Raw genomic sequence first — 25,145 nt, 5'->3', positions numbered from 1 at the left:
GATGGATGTCTTGATCAAGGGCGCCAAGCCGTACGGCGAGGGTGACCCGGTGGACGTGCTGGTGCGCAACGAGGTGATCGCCGAGATCGCCACCGGGATCGAAGCCGGAGAAGGCACCGAGGTCATCGAGGCGGGCGGGTTCGTCCTGCTGCCCGGCTTCGTGGACCTGCACACCCACCTGCGCGAACCCGGCGGGGAGGACGCGGAGACCATCGAGACCGGGTCCATGGCGGCCGCGCTGGGCGGGTTCACCGCCGTGTTCGCCATGCCGAACACCGACCCGGTGGCGGACAACGCGGTCATCGTGGAGCACGTGTACCGGCGGGGCGCCGAGGTCGGCCTGGTCGACGTGCACCCGGTCGGGGCGGTGACCGTGGGCCTCGGCGGGGAGAAGCTGGCCGAGCTGGGCACCATGGCCGCGTCGGCGGCCGGCGTGCGGATGTTCTCCGACGATGGCAGGTGCGTGCACGACCCGCTGCTCATGCGGCGCGCGCTGGAGTACGCCACCGCGCTGGACGTGGTGATCGCCCAGCACGCCGAGGACCCGAGGCTGACCGGGGACGCCCAGGCGCACGAGGGCGTGGTGGCCGCCCGGCTGGGCCTGGCCGGCTGGCCGGCGGTGGCCGAGGAGACCATCGTGTCCCGGGACTGCGCGCTGGCCCGCGACGCCGGCGCCGCGCTGCACGTCTGCCACGTGTCCTCGGCGCGTACCGTGGAGGTGCTGCGCACCGCCAAAGCCGCCGGGGTGCGGGTCTCCGCCGAGGTCACGCCGCACCACCTGTTGCTCACCGACGCCCTGCTGACCAGCTACGACCCGGTGAACAAGGTCAACCCGCCGCTACGCACCGGGGCCGACACGGCCGCCATGCGCCAGGCACTGGCCGACCGGGTGATCGACTGCGTGGCCACCGACCACGCGCCGCACCCGGCCCAGGCCAAGGACTGCGAGTGGGCGGCGGCCAAGCCCGGCATGCTCGGCCTGCAGACCGCGCTGTCCGTGCTCGCGCACACCATGGTGGAGCCGGGGCTGCTGGACTGGCGCGGGGTCGCCCGGGTGCTGTCCGAGCGGCCGGCCGAGATCGCCGGGCTGCCCGACCACGGCCGGCCGATCGAGGTCGGCGAGCCGGCCAACCTGGCCCTGGTGGACCCGGACGCGCAGTGGACGGTCCGCGGCTCACGCCTGGCCAGCCTGGCCGGCAACACGCCGTACGAGGGCATGCGGCTGCCCGCGCGGGTGGTCGCCACCCTGCTGCGCGGCCGCGTCACGGCACTTGACGGGGAGGTTCAGAAATGACGGCGAAGCTGGTCCTCGAGGACGGCCGGGTGTTCACCGGCACCGCCTACGGCGCGCGCGGGGAGACCCTGGGCGAGGCGGTGTTCAGCACCGGCATGACCGGCTACCAGGAAACGCTCACCGACCCGTCCTACCGGCGCCAGATCGTGGTGCAGACCGCGCCGCAGATCGGCAACACCGGCTGGAACACCGAGGACAACGAGTCGGACCGGATCTGGGTGGCCGGCTACGCGGTGCGGGACCCCGCGCGGATACCGTCCAACTGGCGCTCGTCCACCACCCTGGAGGACGAGCTGGAGCGGCAGGGGATCGTCGGCGTGGCCGGCATCGACACCCGCGCCGTGGTCCGCCATCTGCGAGAACGCGGGGCCATGCGGTCCGGGGTGTTCTCCGGCGACGCGCTGGCGGACACCGAGGAGCTCATCGCCCGGGTGCGGCGGAGCCCGTCCATGGCGGGCGCCGACCTGACCGGCGAGGTGTCCACCCGGACCCGCTACGTGGTGCCCGCCGACGGCGGGAAACGGTTCACCGTGGCCGCGCCGGACCTGGGCATCAAGTCGAACACCCCCCGGATGATGGCCGCGCGCGGCATCGAGACCCACGTGCTGCCGTACACCGCCTCGCTGGAGGAGATCCTGGAGCTGGGCGCGGACGGGGTGTTCCTGTCCAACGGGCCGGGCGACCCGGCCACCGCCGATGCCGCCGTGGCGCTCACCGAGCGGGTGCTGGAGCGGGGCATCCCCCTGTTCGGCATCTGCTTCGGCAACCAGATCCTGGGCCGCGCGCTGGGCCGGGGCACCTACAAGATGCGCTACGGGCACCGGGGCATCAACATCCCGGTGATCGACAACTCGAACGGCACCGTGGCCATCACCGCGCAGAACCACGGGTTCGCGCTGGAGGGGGAGCTGGGCGAGCGGTTCGACACCCCGTTCGGCCCGGCCGAGTTCAGCCACGGCTGCCCGAACGACGGCACCGTGGAGGGCGTGCGGGCGCTGGACGTGCCGGCCTTCTCCGTGCAGTACCACCCGGAGGCGGCGGCCGGACCGCACGACGCCGCCGGGCTGTTCGACCGGTTCGTCGAGTTGATGCAGGGGGCCCGCTGATGCCGAAGAGGACCGACTTACGCCACGTCATGGTGATCGGGTCGGGGCCGATCGTGATCGGCCAGGCCTGCGAGTTCGACTACTCGGGCACCCAGGCCTGCCGGGTGCTGGCCGAGGAGGGCATCCGGGTCTCCCTGGTGAACTCCAACCCGGCGACGATCATGACCGACCCGGAGTTCGCCGACGCCACCTACGTGGAGCCGATCACCCCGGAGTTCGTCACCAAGGTGATCGAGGCGGAGCGGCCGGACGCGATCCTGGCCACCCTGGGCGGGCAGACCGCGCTGAACACCGCCGTGGCGCTGCACGAGCAGGGCGTGCTGGAGCGCTACGGCGTGGAGCTCATCGGCGCGGACATCGACGCCATCCAGCGCGGCGAGGACCGGCTCAAGTTCAAGGACATTGTGCTCGGCGTGGGCGGGGACGTGCCGCGGAGCCAGGTCTGCCACTCGATGGACGAGGTGCGTGCGGCGGTCGGGGAGCTGGGCCTGCCGGTGGTGCTGCGGCCGTCGTTCACCATGGGCGGCCTGGGCTCCGGCCTGGCTTACACCCCGGACGACCTCGAGCGCCTGGCCACCATCGGGCTGGACGCCTCCCCGGTGACCGAGATCCTGGTCGAGGAGTCGGTGCTGGGCTGGAAGGAGTACGAGCTCGAGCTGATGCGCGACCGCAACGACAACGTGGTGGTCATCTGCTCGATCGAGAACATCGACCCGATGGGCGTGCACACCGGTGACTCGATCACCGTCGCGCCGGCCATGACGCTGACCGACCGCGAGTACCAGCACATGCGGGACGTGGGCATCGCGGTGCTGCGCGCGGTCGGCGTGGACACGGGCGGCTGCAACATCCAGTTCGCGGTGCACCCGGAGACCGGCCGGCTGGTGGTCATCGAGATGAACCCCCGGGTGTCGCGGTCCTCGGCGTTGGCCTCGAAAGCCACCGGGTTCCCCATCGCCAAGATCGCCACCAAGCTGGCCGTCGGCTACACGCTGGACGAGATCCGCAACGACATCACCGGCGAGACCCCGGCGTCCTTCGAGCCGGCGCTGGACTACGTCGTGGTCAAGGTGCCCCGGTTCGCCTTCGAGAAGTTCCCCGGCGCGGACACCACGCTGACCACCACGATGAAGAGCGTCGGCGAGGCCATGTCGCTCGGGCGCAGCTTCGGTGAGGCCCTGGGCAAGGCGCTGCGCTCCATGGAGACCTCGGCGGCGGGCTTCTGGACGAAGCCGGACCCGGTCGGGGAGACACTGGACGCCGCGCTGGACGCGGTGGCCCGGCCCACCGACGGGCGGATCTACGCGGTGGACCGGGCGCTGCGGCTGGGGGCGACGGTCGCCCAGGTGGCCGGGCGCAGCGGCATCGACCCGTGGTTCGTGGACCAGATCGCTGCCCTGGTGGAGCTGCGGACGGAGGTCCTGGACGCGCCGGTACTGGATGCCGGGCTGCTGCGCCGGGCCAAGCGGGCCGGCCTCTCCGACCGCCAGATCGCCGCGCTGCGGGACGAGCTGGCCGGGGAGGACGGCGTGCGGCGGCTGCGCCACCGGCTGGGCGTGCGGCCGGTCTACAAGACCGTGGACACCTGCGCGGCCGAGTTCGCCGCGCGCACGCCGTACCACTACAGCGCCTACGAGACCGACCCGGCGGCGGAGTCGGAGATCGCCCCGCAGACCGAGCGTCCCAAGGTGCTCATCCTGGGTTCCGGGCCGAACCGGATCGGCCAGGGCATCGAGTTCGACTACTCCTGCGTGCACGCGGTGATGGCCCTGCGGGCGGCCGGGTACGAGACCGTGATGGTCAACTGCAACCCGGAGACGGTGTCCACCGACTACGACACCGCCGACCGGCTCTACTTCGAGCCGCTCACCTTCGAGGACGTGCTCGAGGTGGTACACGCCGAGCAGGCCTCCGGCGCGGGCGGCCCCGGGGTGGCCGGGGTGATCGTGCAGCTGGGCGGGCAGACCCCGCTGGGCCTGGCCCAGCGGCTGGCCGACGCCGGTGTGCCGGTGGTGGGCACCAGCCCGGAGGCCATCCACCTGGCCGAGGACCGGGGCGCGTTCGGCGCGGTGCTGGAGCGGGCCGGGCTGCCCGCGCCCCGCTACGGCACCGCGACCAGCTTCGAGCAGGCGCGGCGGATCGCCGAGGAGATCGGCTACCCGGTGCTGGTGCGGCCGTCCTACGTGCTCGGCGGGCGCGGCATGGAGATCGTCTACGACGAGGCCACGCTGGCCGGCTACATCGAGCGGGCCACCGAGGTCAGCCCGGAGCACCCGGTGCTGGTGGACCGGTTCCTGGACGACGCCATCGAGATCGACGTGGACGCGCTGTGCGACGGCGAGGAGGTCTACCTCGGCGGCGTGATGGAGCACATCGAGGAGGCCGGCGTGCACTCCGGCGACTCCGCCTGCGCGCTGCCGCCGATCACCCTGGGCCGCACCGACCTGGAGGCGGTCCGCCGGTCCACGGCGGCCATCGCCCACGGCATCGGCGTGCGCGGGCTGCTGAACGTGCAGTACGCGCTGCACGGGGAGACCCTGTACGTGCTGGAGGCCAACCCCCGCGCGTCCCGCACCGTGCCGTTCGTGTCCAAGGCGACCGCCGTGCCGCTGGCCAAGGCGGCGGCCCGGATCATGCTCGGCGCGAGCATCGCCGAGCTGCGCGCCGAGGGCCTGCTGCCGGCCGACGGGGACGGCGGGAAGCTGCCCACCGAGGGGCCGGTCGCGGTGAAGGAAGCGGTGCTGCCGTTCCACCGGTTCCGCACCCCCGAGGGGCACGGCGTGGACTCGCTGCTCGGGCCGGAGATGAAGTCCACCGGCGAGGTGATGGGCATCGACACCGCGTTCGGCACCGCCTTCGCCAAGTCGCAGTCCGCCGCCTACGGCTCGCTGCCCACCGGCGGCCGGGTGTTCGTCTCGGTGGCCAACCGGGACAAGCGGGCGATGATCTTCCCGGTGAAGCGGCTGGCCGACCTGGGTTTCGAGGTGCTGGCCACCGCCGGCACGGCGGACGTGCTGCGCCGCAACGGCATCACGGTGTCCGTGGTGCGCAAGCACTTCGAGGGGCCGGACAACATCGTGGAGGCGATCCTGGCCGGCCGGGTGGACATGATCATCAACACCCCGTACGGCAACCCCGGCCCCCGCGTCGACGGCTACGAGATCCGCACCGCGGCGGTCTCCCGGGGCGTCCCATGCCTGACCACCGTCCAGGCCGCCGCCGCCGCTGTACAGGGCGTAGAGGCCCAGCAACAGGGCACGCTCACCGTCCGCTCCCTCCAGGACCTGCACGCCGCCCTCACCAAGTCCCGCCCGGAGCCCGCGTGAACCCCCGCCTTGGCGTTCGCACACGGGCAGTTGTCCGGGTGCCGGCGACGAAAGGCGGGTGCGAGCAACCGTGACCACCTTCGGCGACCACCTAGCGACGGCGGTGGCGCGGTACGGGCCGCTGTGTGCCGGGATTGACCCGCACCCCGAGTTGTTGCGCGCGTGGGGGTTGGGCGACGACGCCGCCGGCCTTGAGCGGTTTGCGCGGGGAGCGGTGGCGGCCCTTGCCGGGGAGGTGCCGATCGTGAAGCCGCAGTCGGCGTTTTTCGAGCGGCACGGGTCGGGCGGGATCGCCGCGCTGGAGCGGGCGTTGGCGGACGCGCGCGAGGCCGGCCTGCTCACCCTGCTGGACGTCAAACGGGGCGACATCGGCTCCACCATGGGCGGCTACGCGGACGCCTACCTGGCCGAGGGATCGCCCCTGGCCGCCGATGCGATCACCGTTTCGCCGTACCTCGGTTTCGGCTCGCTGCGGCCGGCGCTGGATGCCGCCGAGGCGGCCGGGCGGGGGGTGTTTGTGCTGGCCAGGACGTCGAACCCGGATGGCGGGGAGGTCCAGCTGGCGGACCGGGACGGCCGCTCCGTGGCGCAGCACATGATCGATTCAGCGGCCCGGCGCAACGCCGGGGCCGAGCCGCTGGGCGGGGTGGGCGTGGTGGTCGGCGCGACGCACGACCACGGCCTGGATCTGGGCGAACTGAACGGGGCGGTGCTGGCCCCGGGCCTGGGCGCGCAGGGCGCCACCCCGGCGGACGTGGCGGCCCGGTTCGCCGGGCTGCGCGGGCTGGTTCTGCCGGCGGTCTCGCGGGCGTTGCTGGGTGCCGGGCCGGACCCGGAGAAGCTGCGGGCCGAAGCACGCAAATGGCGACACGAACTAACCGACGCCCGGAATTGACGAGTTATATCGAGGTTTAGCGAATAACCTAGATCGCTCGCCGAGGCCGCAATTCCGTGCGCCGAACGGCTCTCAGGAAGCCTCCGGCGGGCCCGCAAGCCCCTGACCTGGCTCTCAGGGGTACCCCCCGTTGCGGGGGTCCCCGGGTCTGTGAGTACGTTCAAAGCATCGTCAGTGCACCAACAACAGCTTGTACATCACGGAGGAGATCGTGGCCCTTCCCCAGCTCACCGAAGAACAGCGGGCCGCCGCATTGGAGAAGGCCGCGGCCGCTCGCAAGGTTCGGGCGGAGCTCAAGGACCGCCTCAAGCGCGGCGGAACGAACCTGAAGGAGGTCCTCGAAAAGTCCGACAAGGACGAGGTCCTCGGCAAGATGAAGGTTTCCGCTCTGCTCGAGGCTCTGCCCGGCGTCGGCAAGGTCCGCGCCCAGCAGATCATGGAGCGCCTGGAGATCGCGCCCAGCCGTCGGCTGCGTGGCCTTGGCGAGCGTCAGCGCAAGGCGCTGCTCGCCGACTTCGACTCGGAGTGACCCACGGGGCCGCGAGGGGTCGGCTGGTCGTACTGGCCGGCCCCTCCGGCGTCGGGAAGTCCACGGTGGTCAACGCGCTGCGCGGCGAGGTGTCGCGGCTCTACTTCAGCGTTTCGGCCACCACCCGGTCGCCTCGCCCCGGCGAGGTGGACGGCCGGGACTACCGCTTCGTGTCGGCCTCCGACTTCGACCGCATGGTCGAGGAGGGGGCGCTGCTGGAGTGGGCCGAGATCCACGGCGGCCTGCACCGCTCCGGCACGCCGGCCGGTCCGGTGGAGGAACACCTGGCCGCCGGTGACTCGGTGCTGGTCGAGGTCGACCTCACCGGTGCGCGCAACATCCGGGCCTGCCGCCCCGACGCGCTGCTGGTGTTCCTCGCTCCGCCGAGCTGGGACGACCTGGTTCGCAGGCTGTCCGGCCGGGGCACCGATTCGCCCGAGGTCATCGAGCGCCGCCTGACCACCGCCCGCGAGGAGCTGGCGGCGGCCGACGAGTTCGACGTCACGGTGGTGAACGACGACCTGAACGAGGTCGTGCGGCGATTGATACCCTTGTTGAGCGGCGCCCCCGACGGGGAAGCGCGCCTCAGTCACTGAAATCCTGCAGGAGTCCGCTAAGTGAGCATGCCGCTGACCGACGCCTCGTCGCTCACCACGCCCGAAGGCATCACCAACCCGCCGATCGACGAACTGCTCGACAAGGCGAGTTCCAAGTACGCGCTGGTCATCTACGCGGCCAAGCGCGCCCGTCAGATCAACGACTACTACTCGCAGCTGGGCGAGGGCCTGCTGGAGTACGTCGGCCCGCTGGTCGAGCCGGGTCCCCGGGAGAAGCCGCTTTCCATCGCGATGCGGGAGATCCACGACGGGCTGCTCGAGCACACCGAGGGCGAGTGAGTTGACCGACCGGCGACCGTGACAAGCGCTCCGCCTCCGGCTCCGCGAAGGCGCTCCGGTGCCACTGCGCGCATTGTCCTGGGCGTCGCCGGCGGGATCGCCGCCTACAAGGCCTGTGAGGTGCTGCGGCGGCTGACCGAGGCCGGGCACAGCGTCCGGGTCATTCCCACCGAGTCCGCGCTCAACTTCGTCGGCGCGGCCACATTCGAGGCCCTTTCCAGCCAACCGGTGCGCACCGGGGTGTTCGAGGACATCCCGGAGGTCGCGCACGTGCGACTCGGGCAGCAGGCCGAACTGGTGGTGGTCGCGCCGGCCACCGCCGACCTGCTGTCCCGCGCCGCGCGGGGACGGGCCGACGACCTGCTCACCGCGACCCTGCTGACCGCGCGCTGTCCGGTGTTGTTCGTGCCGGCCATGCACACCGAGATGTGGCTGCACCCGGCCACCCAGGACAACGTGGCGCTGCTGCGTTCCCGGGGGCTGACCGTGATGGAGCCGGCCTCCGGGCGGCTCACCGGGGTGGACAGCGGGCCCGGCCGGTTGCCGGAGCCGGCCGAGATCGCCGAGCTGGCCCGGTTGCTGCTGGAGCGGCCCGACGCGCTGCCCCACGACCTGTCCGGGCGGCGCATCGTGGTGTCGGCCGGTGGCACCCGGGAGCCGCTGGACCCGGTGCGCTTCCTCGGCAACCGGTCGTCCGGGCTGCAGGGGTTCGCGCTGGCCCGGGTGGCCGCGCAGCGCGGCGCCGAGGTGACCCTGGTCGCCGCCCACACCGCCGAGCTGGCCGCGCCGGCCGGGGTGCGCATGGTGCACGCGTCCACCGCCGCCTCGCTGCGCGAGGCCATGCTGGCCGAGGCCGCGGAGGCCGAGGTGGTGGTGATGGCCGCCGCCGTCGCCGACTTCCGGCCGGCCCAGCAGGCCGACCACAAGATCAAGAAAACCGCCGCCGGACCGCCGACCATCACGCTGGAGACCAACCCGGACATCCTGGTCGAGCTGGTCGGGAAGCGGCGCGACGGCCAGCTGATCGTGGGCTTCGCGGCGGAGACCGGCGACGAGACCGGGGACGTGCTGCACCACGGCCGGGCCAAGCTGGCCCGCAAGGGCTGCGACCTGTTGGTGGTCAACGCGGTGGGCGAGGGGCGCACCTTCGAACAGCCGGACAACGCCGGCTGGCTGCTCTCCGCCGACGGCACCGAGGTCGAGCTGCCGTCCGGCTCGAAGGCGCTGCTCGCGTCCCGGGTGTGGGACGCGGTCGCCCGCCGGAGCCCGGTATAACCGACCCAATCAATACCGACTCGGGCACTGCCCCAGACGTGCCGAACGCGCCGCTCCCCGCCGGTGGGCGGACCCGTTCCAGGTTGGGTCGGCGGGGAGCGGCGCGTTCGGCCGTCAGCGGTGCTCGGCCGGCTTACAGGCCGCCGAGCAGACCGCCGCCGCTGTCATCGTCGTTGCTGCTGTTGCTGCGATCGCTGTCGTCCTCGTCGTCCGACGAGGAGTCCTTGCTGGAGCTGGGCTTGTTGCTGCCGCTGACCCGGGAAGAGCGGGCCTCGTCCGCGAACTTGGTGCCTTCCAGCTTGACGTACTGGGCGGAGGCCCAGCCCTGCTTGTTGGACAGCCGGGCGAAGCCGTCCTTGACCTCGGTCACGGTCACCTTCTCGCCCGACTTGCAGCTGCCGACCACCGGGGCGGTGGCGCTCGGCTGGGAGCGAACCCGCACCTGGTCGGTGCACGAGGTCAGCTCACTGCCACTCGGTGCGGCCGCCGCCGGGCTGGCGATGACCACCAGCGTGGCGGTGACGGCCGCCGCGCCCACCGCCGTGAGTGCGGCCATGCGTCCTGTCACTCGAAGCTTGGACATGCGGTTTGCCTCTCTGGGAACGGTGCGGGGTCCGCGATTCACTCGACTCAACGACGCCGCTCGCATTGGGTAACGCACAAGTGTCGATCCGTGTTCATTTGGGGCTGGTATCGGCGCGGTAACTTGTGATAGGGGCGGTGCTCGCGCTACTCGCCCGGCGCGCATCGATTAGGCTCTGCACTGTTATCGACCGAAGGTAGACAGGGGTTACAGAGTGACGAGCGGAAGCCGGCGGTTGTTCACCAGCGAGTCGGTGACCGAGGGTCACCCGGACAAGATGTGCGACGCGATCAGCGACTCGGTGCTGGACGCGATGCTCGCGCAGGACCCGGGAAGCCGGGTGGCGGTTGAGACGCTGGTCACAACCGGTCAGGTGCATGTCGCGGGCGAGGTGACCACTACCGGTTACGTCGACATCCCGCAGCTGGTCCGGGACCGCATCCTGGACATCGGCTACGACTCCTCGGCCAAGGGCTTCGACGGCCACTCGTGCGGCGTGAACGTGGCGATCGGGGCGCAGTCCCCGGACATCGCGCAGGGCGTGGACACCGCCTACGAGGCGCGCGTGGAGTCGGCCGAGGACCAGATCGCCCGGCAGGGCGCCGGTGACCAGGGCCTGATGTTCGGCTACGCGTGCACCGACACGCCCGAGCTGATGCCGCTGCCCATCGCGCTGGCGCACCGGCTGGCCCGGCGGCTCACCGAGGTGCGCAAGAACGGCACCCTGGACTACCTGCGCCCGGACGGGAAGACCCAGGTCACCATCGAGTACGCCGGTGACCAGGCGGTGCGGGTGGACACCGTGGTGGTGTCCAGCCAGCACGCCGAGGAGATCGACCTGGACCGCCAGATGGTCGGCGACATCCGCCGGCACGTGGTGGAGCCGGAGCTGGCCACCCTGGACCTGGTCATCTCGGACGCCCGGCTGCTGGTCAACCCGACCGGCCGGTTCGTCATCGGCGGCCCGATGGGTGACGCCGGCCTGACCGGCCGCAAGATCATCGTGGACACCTACGGCGGCATGGCCCGGCACGGCGGCGGCGCGTTCTCGGGCAAGGATCCGTCCAAGGTGGACCGCTCGGCCGCGTACGCGATGCGCTGGGTGGCCAAGAACGTGGTCGCCGCCGGGCTGGCCAGCCGGGTCGAGGTGCAGGTGGCCTACGCGATCGGCAAGGCCGCCCCGGTCGGCCTGTTCGTGGAGACCTTCGGCACCGAGCAGACCGATCCCACCAAGATCCAGGACGCCATCACCGAGGTGTTCGACCTGCGCCCGGCCGCGCTGATCCGGGACATGGACCTCCTACGCCCGATCTACGCCCCGACGGCCGCCTACGGCCACTTCGGCCGCACCGACCTGGACCTCCCCTGGGAGCGCGTCGACCGCGCCCAAGCCCTCAAGTCCGTAGCCGGCGCCTAACCCATATCGCTGGTTTCACCAGCTCATATCGCTGGTTTCACCAGCTCATGTCGCGGGATTTCCGGGGCCATGTCGTGGATATCGTCGGCTGGCGTTCGTGGCGGAATCCGCGACATGGACACGTCCGAGCCGCGACATGTACTGGGGAGACCAGCGATATGGGGGGTCTGGTAGGACGGGGCGGTGACTAAGGCGGGGGTCGGGCGGCGGGGGGAGCCGCGGCGGGCGGCTGAGGACGCCGTTGCGCGGGTTGCGGTGGACGTTCCGCTGGCTCACCTGGACCGGCCCTTCGACTACCTGGTGCCGGACCGGCTGGACGAGGACGCCCGGCCCGGGGTCCGGGTGCGCGTGCGGTTCTCCGGCCGGCTGGTGGACGGCGTGCTGCTGTCCCGCCAGGCCAGCTCCGAGCACCAGGGCCGGCTGGGCTGGCTGGAACGGGTGATCTCCGCCGAACCGGTGATCTCCGAGGAACTGGTCGCGCTGTGCCGGACCGTGGCCGACCGGTACGCGGGCACCTTCGCCGACGTGCTGCGCCTGGCCGTTCCGCCCCGGCACGCCAAGGTGGCCGCCGAGCCGATGCCCGAGCCGGAGCCGCTCGCCGAGATTCCCGCGCCGGACCCGGCCGGCTGGGGTCGCTACCGGGACGGGGCCGCCCTGCTCGCCGCCGTCGGCTCCGCCCGGGGCGCCCGTGCCGTGTGGCAGCCGCTGCCGGGAGAGGCCTGGCCGGACCGGCTGGCCGAGCTGGCCGCCGCCGCCGTGGCCGCCGGCCGGGGCGCGCTGCTGGTGGTACCCGACCAGCGGGACGTGGCCCGCATGGTGGCGGCCTGCGAGCGGCACCTGGGCGACGAGGACCGGGTGGTCGCGCTGACCGCCGATCTCGGGCCGGCCAAGCGCTACCGGAGCTGGCTGGCGGTGCGCCGGGGCCACGCCAGAGTGGTGGTGGGAAACCGGTCGGCGGCGTTCGCCCCGGTCGCCGACCCCGGACTGCTCGTCGTCTGGGACGACGGCGACGACCTGCACGCCGAACCACGCGCGCCGTATCCGCACACCCGGGACGTGCTGGTGTACCGCGCGTACGCCAGCGGCGCGGCCGTGGTGGTGGCCGGCCACGCCCGCACCGCCGAGGCGCAGCTGCTGGTGGAGACCGGCTGGGCGACCGAGGTGATCGCGGAGCGGGCGGCGCTGCGGGAGCACGCGCCCCGGGTCGGAGCGGTCGGGGAGAGCGAGCGGGAGCTGGCCCGCGACCCTTCGGCGCACGCGGCCCGGCTGCCGGCGGTGGCCTTCGAGGCGGCCCGCGAGGCGCTGGGCCGAGACGAACCGGTGCTCATCCAGGTGCCCAGGGCCGGCTACATCCCCGGGCTGGCCTGCGGGCAGTGCCGGGAGCCGGCCCGCTGCCGGCACTGCGCCGGCCCGCTCGGCCTGCCCACCCGGCAGTCTCCGGACCAGGCCGCTTCCCCCGGGTGCCGCTGGTGCGGCCGGATCGACCCGGCCTACCGGTGCCAGGCCTGCGGCTCGCGCCGGCTGCGCGCCACCGTGGTCGGGGCCCGGCGCACCGCCGAGGAGCTGGGCCGGGCGTTCACCGGGGTCCCGGTGCACGGCTCCGGCGGCGGCGCCGAGGTGCTGGACACGGTGCCGGCCGGCGCGTCGCTGGTGGTGAGCACGCCCGGGGCCGAGCCATGGGTGGAGGGGTATGGCGGCGGGGCCGGGTACGGCGCGGCGCTGTTGCTGGACGGCTGGGCGCTGCTGGCCCGGCCGGACCTGCGGGTGACCGAGGAGACGCTGCGCCGCTGGATGGCCGCCGCCGGGCTGGTCCGGTCGTGGCGGGAGGGCGGGCGGGTGGTGGTGGCCGCCGACCCCGCACTCCCCGTGGTGCAGGCGCTGGTGCGCTGGGACCCGGCCGGGCACGCCGCCGCCGAGCTGGCCGGCCGGGCCGAGGTGGGGTTCCCGCCCGCCGTGCGGATGGCCGCCGTGGACGGCGCCCCGGAGGCGGTGGCCGAGCTGCTGGACCTGGCCGAGCTGCCCGGGTCGGCCGAGGTGCTCGGGCCGGTGGAGCTGGACGAGCCGCCGGGCGCGGACCGGGAAGGGCCGAGGGAACGGGCGCTGGTCCGAGTGCCCCGCGCCGACGGCCGGGCGCTGTCCGCCGCGCTGGTCGCCGCGCAGGCCGCCCGGACCATGCGCAAGGCCGCCTCCCCGGTCCGGGTGCAGCTGGACCCGCAACACGTTGGTTGAGCCTTATCAATTGTTCCGTTCCCGGGTATGGTCTAGTTCATTTCCGGGGTGGAGGGGTGTGTGGTGGGGCAAGATCTTCTTGATTTCGACCTGTTCAGCGATGAAACGCTGGCCGACCCCTATCCAACTTATGCAAAGTTGCGGGAAATCGGGCCGGCGGTATATCTGGAACAAAATCACGCCTGGGCATTGACGCAATATGCCGCCGCCCGCGCGGCGCTGGTCGACCACGAGACGTTTTCCTCGGTCGGCGGCGTAGCGCTGAACCGGGCGGCCAACGAGGCGTTCGCCCGGGCGGTGCTGCTGCGCGACCCGCCGGAGCACGCTGCGATGCGCCGGCCGATGACCGCCCAGCTGGGGCCCCGGGAGATCGCGTCGGTCGAGCCTTGGGCCGCCCGGCGGGCCGAGGATCTGGTCGCGGCGGCGGTCCGGCGCGGGCGGTTCGACGCGGTGCGGGAGCTGGCCGAGGACTACGTGTGCTCGGTGATGAGCGAGCTGATCGGGCTGCCCGACGGCGACCGGGACCGGCTGCTGCTGTGGGGCCGGGCCACGTTCGACATGTTCGGCCCGCCCAACGCGCGGACCACCGAGGCGCTCGGGCACGCCGGCGACATGATCGACTACGTGCATGCGCTGGCCGCCCCGGGCGGGCCGCGGGGCGGGTGGGGCGCCGAGCTGATGGCCGGCGCGCACCGGGGAGACCTGCCGGCCGAGGTGGCCGTGCTGGACCTGGTCGCCTACGTGATCTCCAGCGTGGTCACCACGATCCACGCCATCGGCAACCTGCTGTGGCTGCTGGCCGCCCGCCCCGACGAGTGGCGCCGGCTGCGCGCCGACCCCGCCAGGGTGCCGGCGGCGTGCAACGAGGCCCTGCGCCTGGAGGCCCCGGCCCAGCTGTTCGGCCGGCGCACCACCCGCGAGGTGCGGATCGGCGACGCGGTGCTGCCGGCCGAGGCCCAGGTGATCGTGCTGTTCGCATCGGCGAACCGGGACGAGCGCAAGTGGGGACCGGACGCCGACGTATTCGACGCGGACCGCCCGGAGGTGGGTGACCACCTCGCGTTCAGCCGGGGGCCGCACAGTTGTGTCGGCATGGGTGTGGCGAGGATGAAAATGTGTGCTTTGCTCGCCGCGTTGGTCCGCAATGTCGATTCCATCGAGTTCGACGGTCCGCCCGTGCGCACCGTGAACAATTTGCTTCGCGGATTTACCGAATTGCCGCTGCGGGTTACCGCCTAAGATATTGCACGGGCGCGGCTGCCGGCGGCCGGTGCCGGATCGCTAAGCTGGCGGTAAGTGACTCGGTAGGGCGAAGGGGCAGTGCATACGATGGCGATCCAGCCGATCCGGCTGTTCGGAGATCCGGTGCTCCGCACCCGGGCCGCCGAGGTGGTTGATTTCGACGCCGAGCTGCGCAAGCTGGTCGCCGACCTGACCGACACCCTGACCGCCGAGGCGGGCGCCGGCCTGGCCGCGCCGCAGCTGGGTGTCGGGCTGAGGGTCTTCGTCTACCACTGTGACGGCTTCGAGGGGCACCTGGTGAACCCGACCTTCGACGTGGTCGGCGACGAGGACCAGGTCGGCCCGGAGGGCTGCCTGTCCATCCCGGGCATGCGCTGGGACTGCAAGCGGCACCTGCACGTGGTGGCCAACGGCTGGAACATGCACGGCGAGCCGGTACAGGTGGAGGGCTCCGAGCTGCTCGCCCGGTGCATCCAGCACGAGACCGACCACCTGGACGGGGTGCTGTTCCTGGACCGGCTGGACCCGGAGACCCGCAAGCAGGCGATGCGGGAGATCCGCAACGCCCCCTGGTTCGACCAGGCCAACCAGCCGGTGGTCAAGGCCAGCCCGCACCCGCTGTTCGGGCGGGCCCGATGAGGCTCGTGTTCGCCGGCACGCCCGATGTCGCGCTGCCCTCGCTGACCGCGCTGCTCGACTCGCCGCGCCACCAGGTGGTCGCCGTGCTCACCCGGCCGGACGCGCCGACCGGTCGGGGCCGCCGGCCCCGCCCCTCCCCGGTCGCCGAGCTGGCCATCTCCCGGGGCATCCCGGTGCTCCGGCCGCCCAAGCCGTCCGCGCCGGAGTTCGTCGAGTCGCTGTCGGCGTACCGGCCGGACTGCTGCCCGGTGGTCGCGTTCGGTGCGCTGTTGCCGCCGCCGCTGCTCGCCGTGCCCGCGAAGGGCTGGGTCAACCTGCACTTCTCGCTGCTGCCCGCGTGGCGTGGCGCGGCGCCCGTGCAGGCGTCGATCCGGCACGGCGACGACGTCACCGGCGCCAGCGTGTTCGAGCTGGAGAAGGGCATGGACACCGGCCCGGTGTACGGGGTGGTGACCGAGTCCATCGGCCCGAGGGACACCTCCGGGGAACTGCTCGGCCGGCTGGCCCGCTCCGGCGCCGAGCTGCTGGTGACCGCCCTGGACGGCATCGAGGACGGCACGCTGCGCGCGGTGGCGCAGCCGGCGGACGGCGTCTCCTACGCGCCGAAGGTGACCACGGCCGACGCCGAGGTCGACTGGCGGGCGCCCTCGGCGGCGGTGGACCGGCTGGTTCGCTCGGTCACCCCGGCGCCCGGCGCGTGGACGATGTTCCGGTCCGAGCGGCTCGGTCTGGGTCCGGTGCGCCCGGCCGAGGCGGACGGGCTGGCGCCCGGCGAGCTGCGGGTGAGCAAGCACGGGGTGCTGGCCGGCACCGGCGCGGGCGCCGTGTGGCTGGGCCCGGTGCGCGCCCCCGGGAAGCGGGAGATGCCGGCCGAGGACTGGGCGCGCGGCGCGCGGCCGGCGGCCGGCGAGCGGTTCGAGTCGGCCGAGCCGGCGGAGCTGACGCCCGGCGAGGTGCGTGCGTGAGCTCGCCGAGGCGGGCCGGCCGGCACGAACCTCGGCGCGGTGGTGGGCGCCCGGGCGCGGACGCCCGAGGCACCGGTGGTCAGCGGGGCACGGACGCGCGGGCACCCCGGTCCGGCCCGCCGGCGCGGCGCGGCGGGCCGAGCCGGCCGCCGGAGCGTGACCCGGCCCGCGCCGCGGTGCTGGAGCTGCTCGCCGCCGTGCGGGAACGGCAGGCCTACGCCAACCTGGCGCTGCCGTCCATCCTGCGCCGGTCCCGGGTGACCGGCCGGGACGCCGCGCTGGCCACCGAGCTGGGTTACGGCACCTGCCGGGCCCAGGGCCTGCTGGACGCGGTGATCGCCGCCTGCGCCACCCGGACGCTGGACAAGATCGAGGCACCGCTGCTGGACGCGCTGCGGCTGGGCAGCTACCAGCTGCTGCGGACCCGGATCCCGGCGCACGCCGCCGTGGACTCCACGGTGGACCTGGTGCGCGGCTCGGCCGGCTCCCGGTCGGCCGGCTTCATCAACGCCATCCTGCGCCGGGTGTCGGAGCGGACCGAGGCGGAGTGGGTGGCCGAGCTGGCCCCCGACGCCGAGGCCGACCCGATCGGGCACCTGGCGTTCCGGCACGCCCACCCGACCTGGATCGCCCGCGCGTTCGCGGACGCGCTGGGTTCGACCGACGAGCTGGACGCGTTGCTGGCCGCCGACGACGCCCGGCCGGCGGTGCACCTGCTGGCCCGGCCCGGCGTGCTCACCGCCGAGGAGCTGGCCCTGATGACCGGCGGCGAGCCGGCGCCGTACTCCCCGTACGGGGTCCGCCTGGAGGCCGGCGCGGGTGACCCGGGCGTACTGGATCCGGTCACCGAGGGACTGGCTCTGGTGGTGGACGAGGGCAGCCAGCTGGTCGCGCTGGCCCTGGCCGACGCGCCGCTGGACGGCCCGGACCGGGGCCGCTGGCTGGACCTGTGCGCCGGCCCCGGCGGCAAGGCGGCGATCCTGGCCGGCCTGGTCGAGCTGGTCGAGGGCGCGGAGAACCCCGGGCTGGACGCGGTGGAGCGGGCCGGGCACCGGGCCAAGCTGGTCACCGAGAACACCGAGGGACTGCCGGTCACCGTGCACGTCGCGGACGGCCGGGAGGCCCCGCTGCCGGACGGCGAGTACGACCGCGTGCTGGTGGACGTGCCGTGCACCGGGTTGGGTGCGCTGCGCCGCCGCCCGGAGGCGCGCTGGCGACGCTCGCCCTCCGATGTGGCCGGGCTGACCGCCCTGCAGCGTGAGCTGGTCACCGCCGCGCTCCGGCACGTAAGGGTGGGCGGGGTGGTCTGCTACGCCACCTGTTCGCCGCACCTCGCGGAGACCCGGGGCGTGCTGGCCGGGGTGCTGCGCAAGCACCCCGGGGTGGAGAAACTGGACGCGCGGGCCGCGCTGCCCGACATCCCCGGCCTCGGCGAAGGCCCCGAGGTGCAGCTGTGGCCACACCGCCACGGCACCGACGCGATGTTCCTCACCCTGCTGCGCCGCACCGCCTGAGGTTGCCGCCTCCGCGCGGTGCCGGTTCCGAGGATGGTCTGGGCGGCGCGGTCGGGGTGGTCCTCCGCACTCCCGCGCGGTGCCGGTTCGAAAGATGGCTTGGACGGCGCGGGTACGCGATCGACTGCGGCTTTGGTGCCGCCCGTTGCGGTTGAGCGCGGCCTGGCTTTCACGGAACGTAACGTTTCGCGGCCCCGCCCGGTGCTGATTCGGGGGGTTCCGTTCGTCGAGTGCTGGCTCAGTCCGCTCTTTGGGCATGATCGAACCGGACTCACCCAGCGCTCGGTGCCCCGGACCACCGCCAACCCGTCACTGAACGTAGCCGACGGGTCCAGCCAACCCGAACCCACGCAACGGGCGGCGCCTGAGCCGCGGCAGCCCGCTCAGCCGTGCCGTCCCGGCCATCATTCGAACCGGCACCGCCGCTCGACGCACCCGAAACCTGACGGCGTACCCGCGCGACGTGGCGGGGCGGCTGCACGGGCGCCGGCGGACCGCCGCCCGACGGAGGCTGACCCGATCGGGAGTAATACGGGTCACAGCGGGGGTGAAGCGGCAACCGCCGGGAGGAGCTCGCGGACAACCGGGCGTAATCTGCGGACGTGTCCGCCGAGCCGACCCCGCAGCCGATGATCGCGCCGAGCATCCTGTCCGCCGACTTCGCGCGGCTAGCGGACGAGGCCGCCGGGGTGGCCGACGCCGACTGGCTGCACGTGGACGTGATGGACGCCCACTTCGTGCCGAACCTGACCATCGGGCTGCCGGTGGTGCAGGCGCTGCGCAAGGCCACCGCGATCCCGCTGGACTGCCACCTGATGATCGAGGACCCGGACCGGTGGGCGATCGGCTACGCGGAGGCCGGCGCCTACAACGTGACGGTGCACGTGGAGGCGGCCAAGGACCCGGTGGCCCTGGCGAAGAACCTGCGCGCCGCCGGGGCCAAGGCGGGCCTGTCCGTCAAGCCGAACACGCCGCTCGAGCCGTACGTGGACGTGCTGAAGCACTACGACACCCTGCTGGTGATGAGCGTCGAGCCCGGGTTCGGCGGGCAGGGCTTCATCGCGCACGTGCTGGACAAGGTGCGCACCGCCCGCCGGCTGGTGGACACCGGCCACCTGACCCTGCTGGTCGAGATCGACGGCGGGATCAACCCGGACACCATCGAAGCGGCGGCGGAGGCCGGCGTGGACTGTTTCGTGGCGGGCTCGGCGGTGTTCGGCGCCGACGACCCGGCCGGGGCGGTCTCCCGGCTGCGCGACCAGGCGGGCCGGTCCCGTCATCGAGTGAGCTCCGGAGGGGGGCGCTGATGTTCACCGGCATCGTGGAAGAGGTCGGCGAGGTCCGCGAGGTGGTGGCCGACGCGGACGTGGTGCGCCTGGTGATCAGCGGTCCGGTGGTCGTCGCGGACACCAGGCACGGCGACTCCATCGCGGTCAACGGCGTCTGCCTCACCGCCGTGGACGTCACCGGCACCAGCTTCGCCGTGGAGATGATGCCGGAGACGCTGCGCCGGTCGAGCCTGGCCGAGGTCAGCACGGGCAGCCGGGTGAACCTGGAGCGGGCCATGTCCAACGGCCAGCGCTTCGGCGGGCACATCATGCAGGGGCACGTCGACGGAACCGAGTCGGTGATCTCGCACACTTCCGGGGAGCGCACGGCCGAGATCCGGTTCACTCTGTCGGAGGGGCTCGCCCGTTACGTGGTGGAGAAGGGCTCGATCGCGGTGGACGGGGTGTCGCTCACGGTGGCCTCGGTCGAGGCCGACAGCTTCACCGTTGCGCTCATCCCGACCACCCTGGCCGACACCAACCTCGCCGCGCGCGGGCCGGGCGACCGGGTCAACATCGAGGTGGACGTGCTCGCCAAGTATGTCGAGCGGCTGGTCTCGGGTTATCTGCCAGCGGCGCACGCCCAGGAAGGCGGTGGCAGGTCATGAACACCGGCCCATTCACCATGCCGGCGGACGAGCGGTTCGCCGCGGTCGATCGGGCGATAGCCGATCTGGCCGCCGGCAAGGCCGTCGTGGTCGTCGACGACGAGGACCGGGAGAACGAGGGCGACCTCATCTTCGCGGCCGAGCGGGCGACCCCGGAGCTGGTCTCCTTCATGGTGCGCTACACGTCGGGCTACATCTGCGTGGCGCTCACCGAGGAGGACTGCGACCGGCTGGACCTGCCGCCGATGTACCACTCCAACGGCGACGCGTACCGAACCGCGTTCACCGTCACCGTGGACGCCAAGCAGGGCATCTCCACCGGCATCTCGGCCACCGACCGGGCGCACACCATCCGGCTGCTGGCCACCTCGGACGCGGACGCGAGCGACTTCGTCCGGCCCGGCCACGTGCTGCCGCTGCGGGCCAAGTCGGGCGGGGTGCTGCGCCGGCCCGGGCACACCGAGGCGGCGGTGGACCTGGCCCGGCTGGCCGGGCTGCACCCGGCCGGGGCGCTGTGCGAGATCGTCTCGCAGAAGAACGAGGGCGACATGGCCCGCGCCGACGAGCTGCGGGTGTTCGCCGAGGACCACGACCTGGAACTGGTCACCATCGCCGAGCTGATCGCCTACCGGCGGCGGTTCGAGAAGCAGGTGGAGCGGGTCGCCGAGGCGCGCATCCCCACCCCGCACGGCGGCTACGTGGCCTACGGGTACGACAACGTGCTGGACGGCATCGAGCACATCGCGCTGGTCTACGGCGAGATCGGTGACGGGGAGAACGTGCTGGTCCGGGTGCACTCGGAATGCCTGACCGGGGACGTGTTCGGCTCACTGCGCTGCGACTGCGGCCCCCAGCTGGACGCCGCGCTGGCCGCGGTGGCCGCCGAGGGCCGGGGCGTGGTGCTCTACGTGCGCGGCCACGAGGGCCGGGGCATCGGGCTGATGCACAAGCTGCAGGCCTACCAGCTGCAGGAGTCCGGCGTGGACACGGTGGACGCCAACCTGTCGTTGGGCCTGCCGGCCGACGCCCGCGACTACGGCACCGGCGCGCAGATCCTGGTGGACCTGGGCGTGCGTTCGATGCGCCTGCTGACCAACAACCCGGACAAGCGGGCCGGCCTGGAGGGCTACGGCCTGCGGGTGGTCGAGCGGGTCTCCCTGCCCATCCGCCCCACCCGGGAGAACCTGCACTACCTGCGGACCAAGCGGGACCGGATGGGCCACGACCTGCCCGGCCTGGACAGCGGCGCGGAGGGTTCACCCGGGCACGCCCCGGCCGGCTGAGCCGTTCCGGGCCACGCGCTAATCTCCCGGGTAACGGACAACGCGCGGAACGCGCTAACTGAGCGCGCGCCCAGTTAGGCGCGCGCGGGAGACGCTACGGGCGGTGAGCTGCGTGAGTGGGGAAGGGCGGCCGGTGGAGGAAGCTCCACTGGCGGCGGGTGAACTGCGACTGGGCATCGTGGCCGCGCAGTGGCACCCGGACATCTGTGAGGCGATGCTGGAGCGGGCACTGGCGGTGGCCAAGGAGGCCGGCATCGACCAGCCGACCGTGGTGCGCGTGCCGGGCTCGCTGGAGCTGCCGGTGATCTGCCAGGAGCTGGCCCGGGGGCACGACGCGGTGGTGGCGCTGGGCGTGGTCATCCGGGGCGGCACGCCGCACTTCGACTACGTGTGCGACTCGGTGACCGCCGGGCTGACCCGGATCGCGCTGGACGAGTCCACCCCGGTCGGCAACGGCGTGCTCACCTGCAACACAGAGGAGCAGGCGGTGGCGCGCAGCGGCCGGCCGGGTTCGGCCGAGGACAAGGGCGCCGACGCCTGCACCGCCGCGCTGCGCACCGCGCTGGCGCTGCGCAACCTGCGCGCCGGGCGGACGGCGGAATGACCGTGCCGACCGCCGCGCCGCTGGTGATCCGCCCCCGCCGGGTGGTCTGGGTGGCCTGGATCGCGGCCGTCCTGCTGCTCGGCGCCATGGTCGCGGTCGCCGTGGTGCTGCGCAACGAGTCCACCGGGGTGTACTTCCGGTTCGCCGACCAGGTGGCCATGGTGCTGCTCGGGGTGTTCATGGCGCTGGGCGTGCTCAGCCTGACCCTGGCCAGGGTGCGGGCCGACGCGGACGGCGTCGAGGTGCGGAACCTGCTGATCACCCGGCGGGTGCCGTGGTCGGCGGTGCTCGCCGTGGACTTCCCCGAGGGCGCCCGGTGGGCGCGCCTGGAGCTGCCCGACGACGAGTACCTGCCGCTGTCGGCGATCCAGCTGGTGGACGGCCAGCACGCGGTCTCCGCGATCACCGCTCTGCGCGAGCTGCACGCCGCCCACGGGTGCGGTAGCGGCTGAGGCGCGGTTCGTCCGAGTGGTCGGGTGGCGGTTTAAAGATCAGCTCGGACGGGGCCGGCTCGGCCTTCTGGCCGCTGGGTGCCGCCCGTTCGCGTTGCTTACGGGGTGTGTTCGGCGCCCGTCATCCAGCGCAAGCTGAGTCCGGTCCGCAGCTTGATCGAAGCGGACTCAGCCTGCGCTCGGCGCACCTGGTCCCTCGGCGTCGTCCGCTCGCTGGCACTTTCGTCCCGCGTGCAACACGCTGGTCACTCAGGGTGAATACCCACTCCGGGCGACGGGGGTGGAAGAGGCGTCGACCGCACCCAAGCGCGACGGGCCGCACCCTAGCCGCGAGAAGGCCGAGCCGGCTCCGTCCAAGCCGATCTTTAAACTCGACCCAGGCCTTACTCGGGAAGCTCGCCGGTGTTGGCGCCGCTGAGTACCACGGCCACCCGTTCGCCGGGCGCCGGCCGGTAGCCGCCGGAGCGCAGGGCCGCCACACCCACCGCCGCCGCCGGTTCCACCAGCACCCGTGCGGCTTCCCAGAGTGCCCGCCGGGCGTCCCGGATGGCCTGGTCGTCCACCAGCACCACCGAGGACACGTAGGCCTCGGCGAGCGGGTACACCAGCTCGCCCACCCGGCGCGGGGCCAGCGCGTCGGCCGCGATGCCGCCGGTCGGCGAGTCCACCGGGCGGCCGGCCGCCAGCGCCCGGTGCAGCGTCGGCGACTCGGCGGGCTCCACGCCGACCACCCGCACCCGGCCGGCGTAGTGGGCGGCCACGCCGGCGATCAACCCGCCGCCGCCGACCGGCACCAGCACGGTGTCCAGCCCGGGCCGCTGCCCGGCCAGCTCGAGGCCGAGGGTGCCCTGGCCCAGGATGGTCTCGCGCTGGTCGAACGCGTGCACCGGCAGCGCCCCGGTGCGTTCCTGCCAGTCCACGGCGGCGGCCAGCGCGTCGGCGTAGCGCTCGCCGCCGACCACCAGCCGGGCGCCCAGCTCGCCGATCCGCTGGATCTTGGCCGGGGAGGAGATGGACGGCACGAACACGGCGGCCGGCACGCCCAGCCGGTGCGCCGCGTAGGCCACCGCGACCCCGTGGTTCCCGCCGGACGCCGCGACCACCCCCGGTTCGGGCACCCGGCGCAGCAACAGGTTGGCGAACGCGCCCCGGGCCTTGAACGCGCCGGCGCACTGCAGGTACTCCAGCTTCAGCGTCACGGTTGCGTCGGTGTCGGTCCCGGTCAGCTCGGCCAGTGGCAGGTCCAGCACCGGGGTGCGCCGCAGGTGCGGCCGGATCAGCGGGTAGGTGGCGGCGATGTCCCGCGCGGTGATGTCCGCCGGGGTGGTGGTCGCGGCGTTCACGCGGCCGGGCGCAGCCGGGCGATGGCGTCCACCTCGACCGGTGAGCCGAGCGGCAGTCCGGCCACCCCGATGGCCGCCCTGGCGTGCCGGCCGGCGTCGCCGAGCACGTCGATGAACAGCTGGGAGGCTCCGTCGGCGACCTTGGGCTGCTCGGTGAAGTCGGGGTCGCCGGCCACGTAGACGGTGATCCGGACCAGCGCGGCGACCCCGTCCAGGTCTCCGGCGGCGGCGCGCAGCTGGGCCAGCACGTTCAGCGCGCAGACCCGGGCGGCGGCCTGGCCGGTGGCCACGTCCAGCCCGGCGCCCAGGCGTCCGGTGGCCACCATCCGGCCGTCCCGCGCGGCCACCTGGCCGGACACGTACACGGCGTCGCCGTCGCGCCGGTACGGCTCGAACGCGGCCACGGCGGCCGGGGGCGGGGGCAGCTCGAGGCCGAGCTCGGCGAGTCGTCGTTCGGCGCTGGTCGGGGTGCTTGGTGGGGTGCTCATGGCAGGCAGTATGGCAATTAGCTAATTAGCTTGTCCAGGCCAAATTGACGCGTTCGGTGGAGATCGATTCGATGGGGATGAAGGTGCTTGTGTTGTTGTTGTGGTGCGTCATAACATCCCCGCGTGATCATCTCGTCGCACTGCGTTACGATCTCTCCCGGCCTTTCACGATCGGCGATGGGGTGAGGCGGTGCGGCTATGACTGCGCCAGAACGGACCCGAGCGCGACGTCCCAAAGTGGTGTTGTTCGACGTCTTCGAGACCCTGCTCGAGGTTGACGCGCTGCGCTCCCGGATGGTCGACGTGGGGCGCCCCGAGCACGAGCTGGAGCTGTTCTTCACCCGGACGCTGCGCGACGGGATGGCCCTCAGCCTGGCGGGCGAGTCGCCGGACTTCCTGGACGTCGCCCGCTCCGCACTGATCGGCACCAGCGGCCGGCGGCTCAGCGAGGAGGCCGTGCAGCACGTGCTGGCCGGGTTCGCCGAGCTGCCGCCCTGCCCGGACGTCGAGCCCGCGCTGATCGCGCTGGCCAGGGCGAAGATCCCGGCCTACGCGTTCACCCACGGCCCGGCGAAGGTGGTCCGCGAGGCGCTGGACCGCGCCCAGCTGCGCAGCTACCTGCGCGGGGTGATCTCCTGCGAGGAGATCGGCTCGTTCAAGCCGCCGGCCAAGGTCTACCAGTGGGCCTGCCGGCAGGTGAACAGCGACCCGGCCCGCACCGCACTGGTTGCGGTGCACTCCTGGGATGTGCACGGCGCCGTCCGCGCGGGCCTCCTGGCCGGATTCGCCACCCGGCGGGAGGGCGGCATGTCGGACGTCTTCGACCCGCCACACGTGGTCGCGGACGCGTTGGACGTGGTGATCGAGCGCCTGGTCGCCCTGCCCACCTAGGTGTGTCGCCCCGGGACATGCTGATCATGAACGGGCCTCCAGCGCCCATGGGTTCCGGGTCGTTGAACGAATCGTCGCGAACGGGAGCGCGCCGGGCGGCACCCCAGACGAGGCAGAGCTGCACGCCGCGCCGTCCAAGTGGTTTCCGAGCCGGCACCGACTCCTCCGCGACACGTAACCGACGCACTTGGAAATAGGCTCTGGCCGCCGAGTCCCTCGGGCTTGCCGAGCTCATCCT

At 73.0% G+C, this 25,145-nt stretch carries 23 protein-coding genes; 20 read left to right on the top strand and 3 right to left on the bottom strand.

The window, feature by feature from the left end; all coding sequences use genetic code 11:
- The first annotated feature begins 1 nt into the window (after nt 1).
- From ABEB12_RS37545 to coaBC, 8 genes are all read left to right on the top strand, one after another.
- Nucleotides 2-1,294, top strand: a complete 1,293-nt coding sequence (locus ABEB12_RS37545; RefSeq protein ID WP_185060599.1) for a dihydroorotase — start codon at nt 2-4, stop codon at nt 1,292-1,294.
- Entirely contained in the window at nt 1,291-2,400 is a 1,110-nt protein-coding gene (carA, locus tag ABEB12_RS37540) for a glutamine-hydrolyzing carbamoyl-phosphate synthase small subunit (protein ID WP_185060600.1), read from the top strand. The genes ABEB12_RS37545 and carA overlap by 4 nt, the downstream gene beginning before the upstream one ends.
- A complete protein-coding gene (gene carB, locus ABEB12_RS37535) occupies nt 2,400-5,726 on the top strand; it encodes a carbamoyl-phosphate synthase large subunit (protein ID WP_185060601.1) in 3,327 nt (1,108 codons plus the stop codon). The genes carA and carB overlap by 1 nt, the downstream gene beginning before the upstream one ends.
- 58 nt (nt 5,727-5,784) lie before the next feature.
- On the top strand, nt 5,785-6,621 hold the full coding sequence (gene pyrF / locus ABEB12_RS37530; protein WP_345703485.1) for an orotidine-5'-phosphate decarboxylase: 837 nt from the start codon (nt 5,785-5,787) through the stop codon (nt 6,619-6,621).
- Between the two features lie 211 nt (nt 6,622-6,832).
- On the top strand, nt 6,833-7,150 hold the full coding sequence (gene mihF, locus ABEB12_RS37525) for an integration host factor, actinobacterial type (protein ID WP_185061349.1): 318 nt from the start codon (nt 6,833-6,835) through the stop codon (nt 7,148-7,150).
- Nucleotides 7,147-7,746, top strand: coding sequence for a guanylate kinase (gmk, locus tag ABEB12_RS37520; protein WP_185060602.1), 600 nt, complete (start codon nt 7,147-7,149; stop codon nt 7,744-7,746). Before mihF ends, gmk begins: the two co-directional genes overlap by 4 nt.
- Nucleotides 7,747-7,773: 27 nt before the next feature.
- Nucleotides 7,774-8,046, top strand: a complete 273-nt coding sequence (rpoZ, locus tag ABEB12_RS37515) for a DNA-directed RNA polymerase subunit omega (protein WP_185061350.1) — start codon at nt 7,774-7,776, stop codon at nt 8,044-8,046.
- Between the two features lie 72 nt (nt 8,047-8,118).
- Nucleotides 8,119-9,321 carry a bifunctional phosphopantothenoylcysteine decarboxylase/phosphopantothenate--cysteine ligase CoaBC gene (coaBC, locus tag ABEB12_RS37510; RefSeq protein WP_185061351.1) on the top strand — a complete coding sequence of 401 codons (1,203 nt, stop codon included), beginning with the start codon at nt 8,119-8,121 and terminating at the stop codon, nt 9,319-9,321.
- Between the two features lie 133 nt (nt 9,322-9,454).
- On the opposite strand, the gene ABEB12_RS37505 is transcribed toward coaBC, so the two are convergent.
- Complete coding sequence (locus ABEB12_RS37505) at nt 9,455-9,877, bottom strand: SH3 domain-containing protein (RefSeq protein WP_185060603.1); 423 nt, start codon at nt 9,875-9,877, stop codon at nt 9,455-9,457.
- A gap of 241 nt (nt 9,878-10,118) precedes the next feature.
- Between ABEB12_RS37505 and metK the strand changes: the two genes are divergently transcribed.
- The 11 genes from metK to ABEB12_RS37450 all read left to right on the top strand — a co-directional run bounded on the left by metK (nt 10,119) and on the right by ABEB12_RS37450 (nt 22,185).
- Nucleotides 10,119-11,321, top strand: coding sequence for a methionine adenosyltransferase (gene metK / locus ABEB12_RS37500; protein ID WP_185060604.1), 1,203 nt, complete (start codon nt 10,119-10,121; stop codon nt 11,319-11,321).
- A gap of 183 nt (nt 11,322-11,504) precedes the next feature.
- Entirely contained in the window at nt 11,505-13,550 is a 2,046-nt protein-coding gene (locus tag ABEB12_RS37495) for a primosomal protein N' family DNA-binding protein (protein WP_185060605.1), read from the top strand.
- A gap of 63 nt (nt 13,551-13,613) precedes the next feature.
- The gene (locus ABEB12_RS37490) at nt 13,614-14,789 is read left to right on the top strand and encodes a cytochrome P450 (protein ID WP_185060606.1); all 1,176 of its coding nucleotides are present in this window, start codon (nt 13,614-13,616) and stop codon (nt 14,787-14,789) included.
- 90 nt (nt 14,790-14,879) lie between these two features.
- Nucleotides 14,880-15,431, top strand: coding sequence for a peptide deformylase (gene def / locus ABEB12_RS37485; protein WP_185060607.1), 552 nt, complete (start codon nt 14,880-14,882; stop codon nt 15,429-15,431).
- Nucleotides 15,428-16,396: a methionyl-tRNA formyltransferase gene (gene fmt, locus ABEB12_RS37480; protein ID WP_185060608.1), complete on the top strand. Its 969-nt coding sequence runs from the start codon at nt 15,428-15,430 to the stop codon at nt 16,394-16,396. The genes def and fmt overlap by 4 nt, the downstream gene beginning before the upstream one ends.
- A complete protein-coding gene (locus ABEB12_RS37475) occupies nt 16,393-17,910 on the top strand; it encodes a transcription antitermination factor NusB (protein WP_185060609.1) in 1,518 nt (505 codons plus the stop codon). Before fmt ends, ABEB12_RS37475 begins: the two co-directional genes overlap by 4 nt.
- A gap of 629 nt (nt 17,911-18,539) precedes the next feature.
- Complete coding sequence (gene rpe, locus ABEB12_RS37470) at nt 18,540-19,217, top strand: ribulose-phosphate 3-epimerase (protein ID WP_185061352.1); 678 nt, start codon at nt 18,540-18,542, stop codon at nt 19,215-19,217.
- Nucleotides 19,217-19,846, top strand: a complete 630-nt coding sequence (locus tag ABEB12_RS37465; protein WP_185060610.1) for a riboflavin synthase — start codon at nt 19,217-19,219, stop codon at nt 19,844-19,846. Before rpe ends, ABEB12_RS37465 begins: the two co-directional genes overlap by 1 nt.
- A complete protein-coding gene (locus tag ABEB12_RS37460) occupies nt 19,843-21,129 on the top strand; it encodes a bifunctional 3,4-dihydroxy-2-butanone-4-phosphate synthase/GTP cyclohydrolase II (protein ID WP_345703484.1) in 1,287 nt (428 codons plus the stop codon). The genes ABEB12_RS37465 and ABEB12_RS37460 overlap by 4 nt, the downstream gene beginning before the upstream one ends.
- 112 nt (nt 21,130-21,241) lie before the next feature.
- The gene (gene ribH / locus ABEB12_RS37455; RefSeq protein ID WP_185060611.1) at nt 21,242-21,733 is read left to right on the top strand and encodes a 6,7-dimethyl-8-ribityllumazine synthase; all 492 of its coding nucleotides are present in this window, start codon (nt 21,242-21,244) and stop codon (nt 21,731-21,733) included.
- Entirely contained in the window at nt 21,730-22,185 is a 456-nt protein-coding gene (locus ABEB12_RS37450; RefSeq protein ID WP_185060612.1) for a PH domain-containing protein, read from the top strand. Before ribH ends, ABEB12_RS37450 begins: the two co-directional genes overlap by 4 nt.
- A 383-nt stretch (nt 22,186-22,568) precedes the next feature.
- Here ABEB12_RS37450 and ABEB12_RS37445 read toward each other — a convergent pair whose 3' ends face one another.
- Together ABEB12_RS37445 and ABEB12_RS37440 are read right to left on the bottom strand one after the other, a co-directional pair.
- Nucleotides 22,569-23,528: a serine/threonine dehydratase gene (locus tag ABEB12_RS37445; RefSeq protein ID WP_185060613.1), complete on the bottom strand. Its 960-nt coding sequence runs from the start codon at nt 23,526-23,528 to the stop codon at nt 22,569-22,571.
- Nucleotides 23,525-24,016: an Atu1372/SO_1960 family protein gene (locus ABEB12_RS37440; RefSeq protein WP_185060614.1), complete on the bottom strand. Its 492-nt coding sequence runs from the start codon at nt 24,014-24,016 to the stop codon at nt 23,525-23,527. The genes ABEB12_RS37445 and ABEB12_RS37440 overlap by 4 nt, the downstream gene beginning before the upstream one ends.
- 198 nt (nt 24,017-24,214) lie before the next feature.
- Between ABEB12_RS37440 and ABEB12_RS37435 the strand changes: the two genes are divergently transcribed.
- The gene (locus ABEB12_RS37435; protein ID WP_185060615.1) at nt 24,215-24,907 is read left to right on the top strand and encodes an HAD family hydrolase; all 693 of its coding nucleotides are present in this window, start codon (nt 24,215-24,217) and stop codon (nt 24,905-24,907) included.
- Nucleotides 24,908-25,145: the final 238 nt, after the last annotated feature.

It is taken from the genome of Actinospineispora eucalypti (assembly GCF_039543365.1).
Lineage (GTDB): Bacteria > Actinomycetota > Actinomycetes > Mycobacteriales > Pseudonocardiaceae > Pseudonocardia > Pseudonocardia eucalypti.
This window is presented reverse-complemented; position numbering and strand designations above follow the sequence as displayed.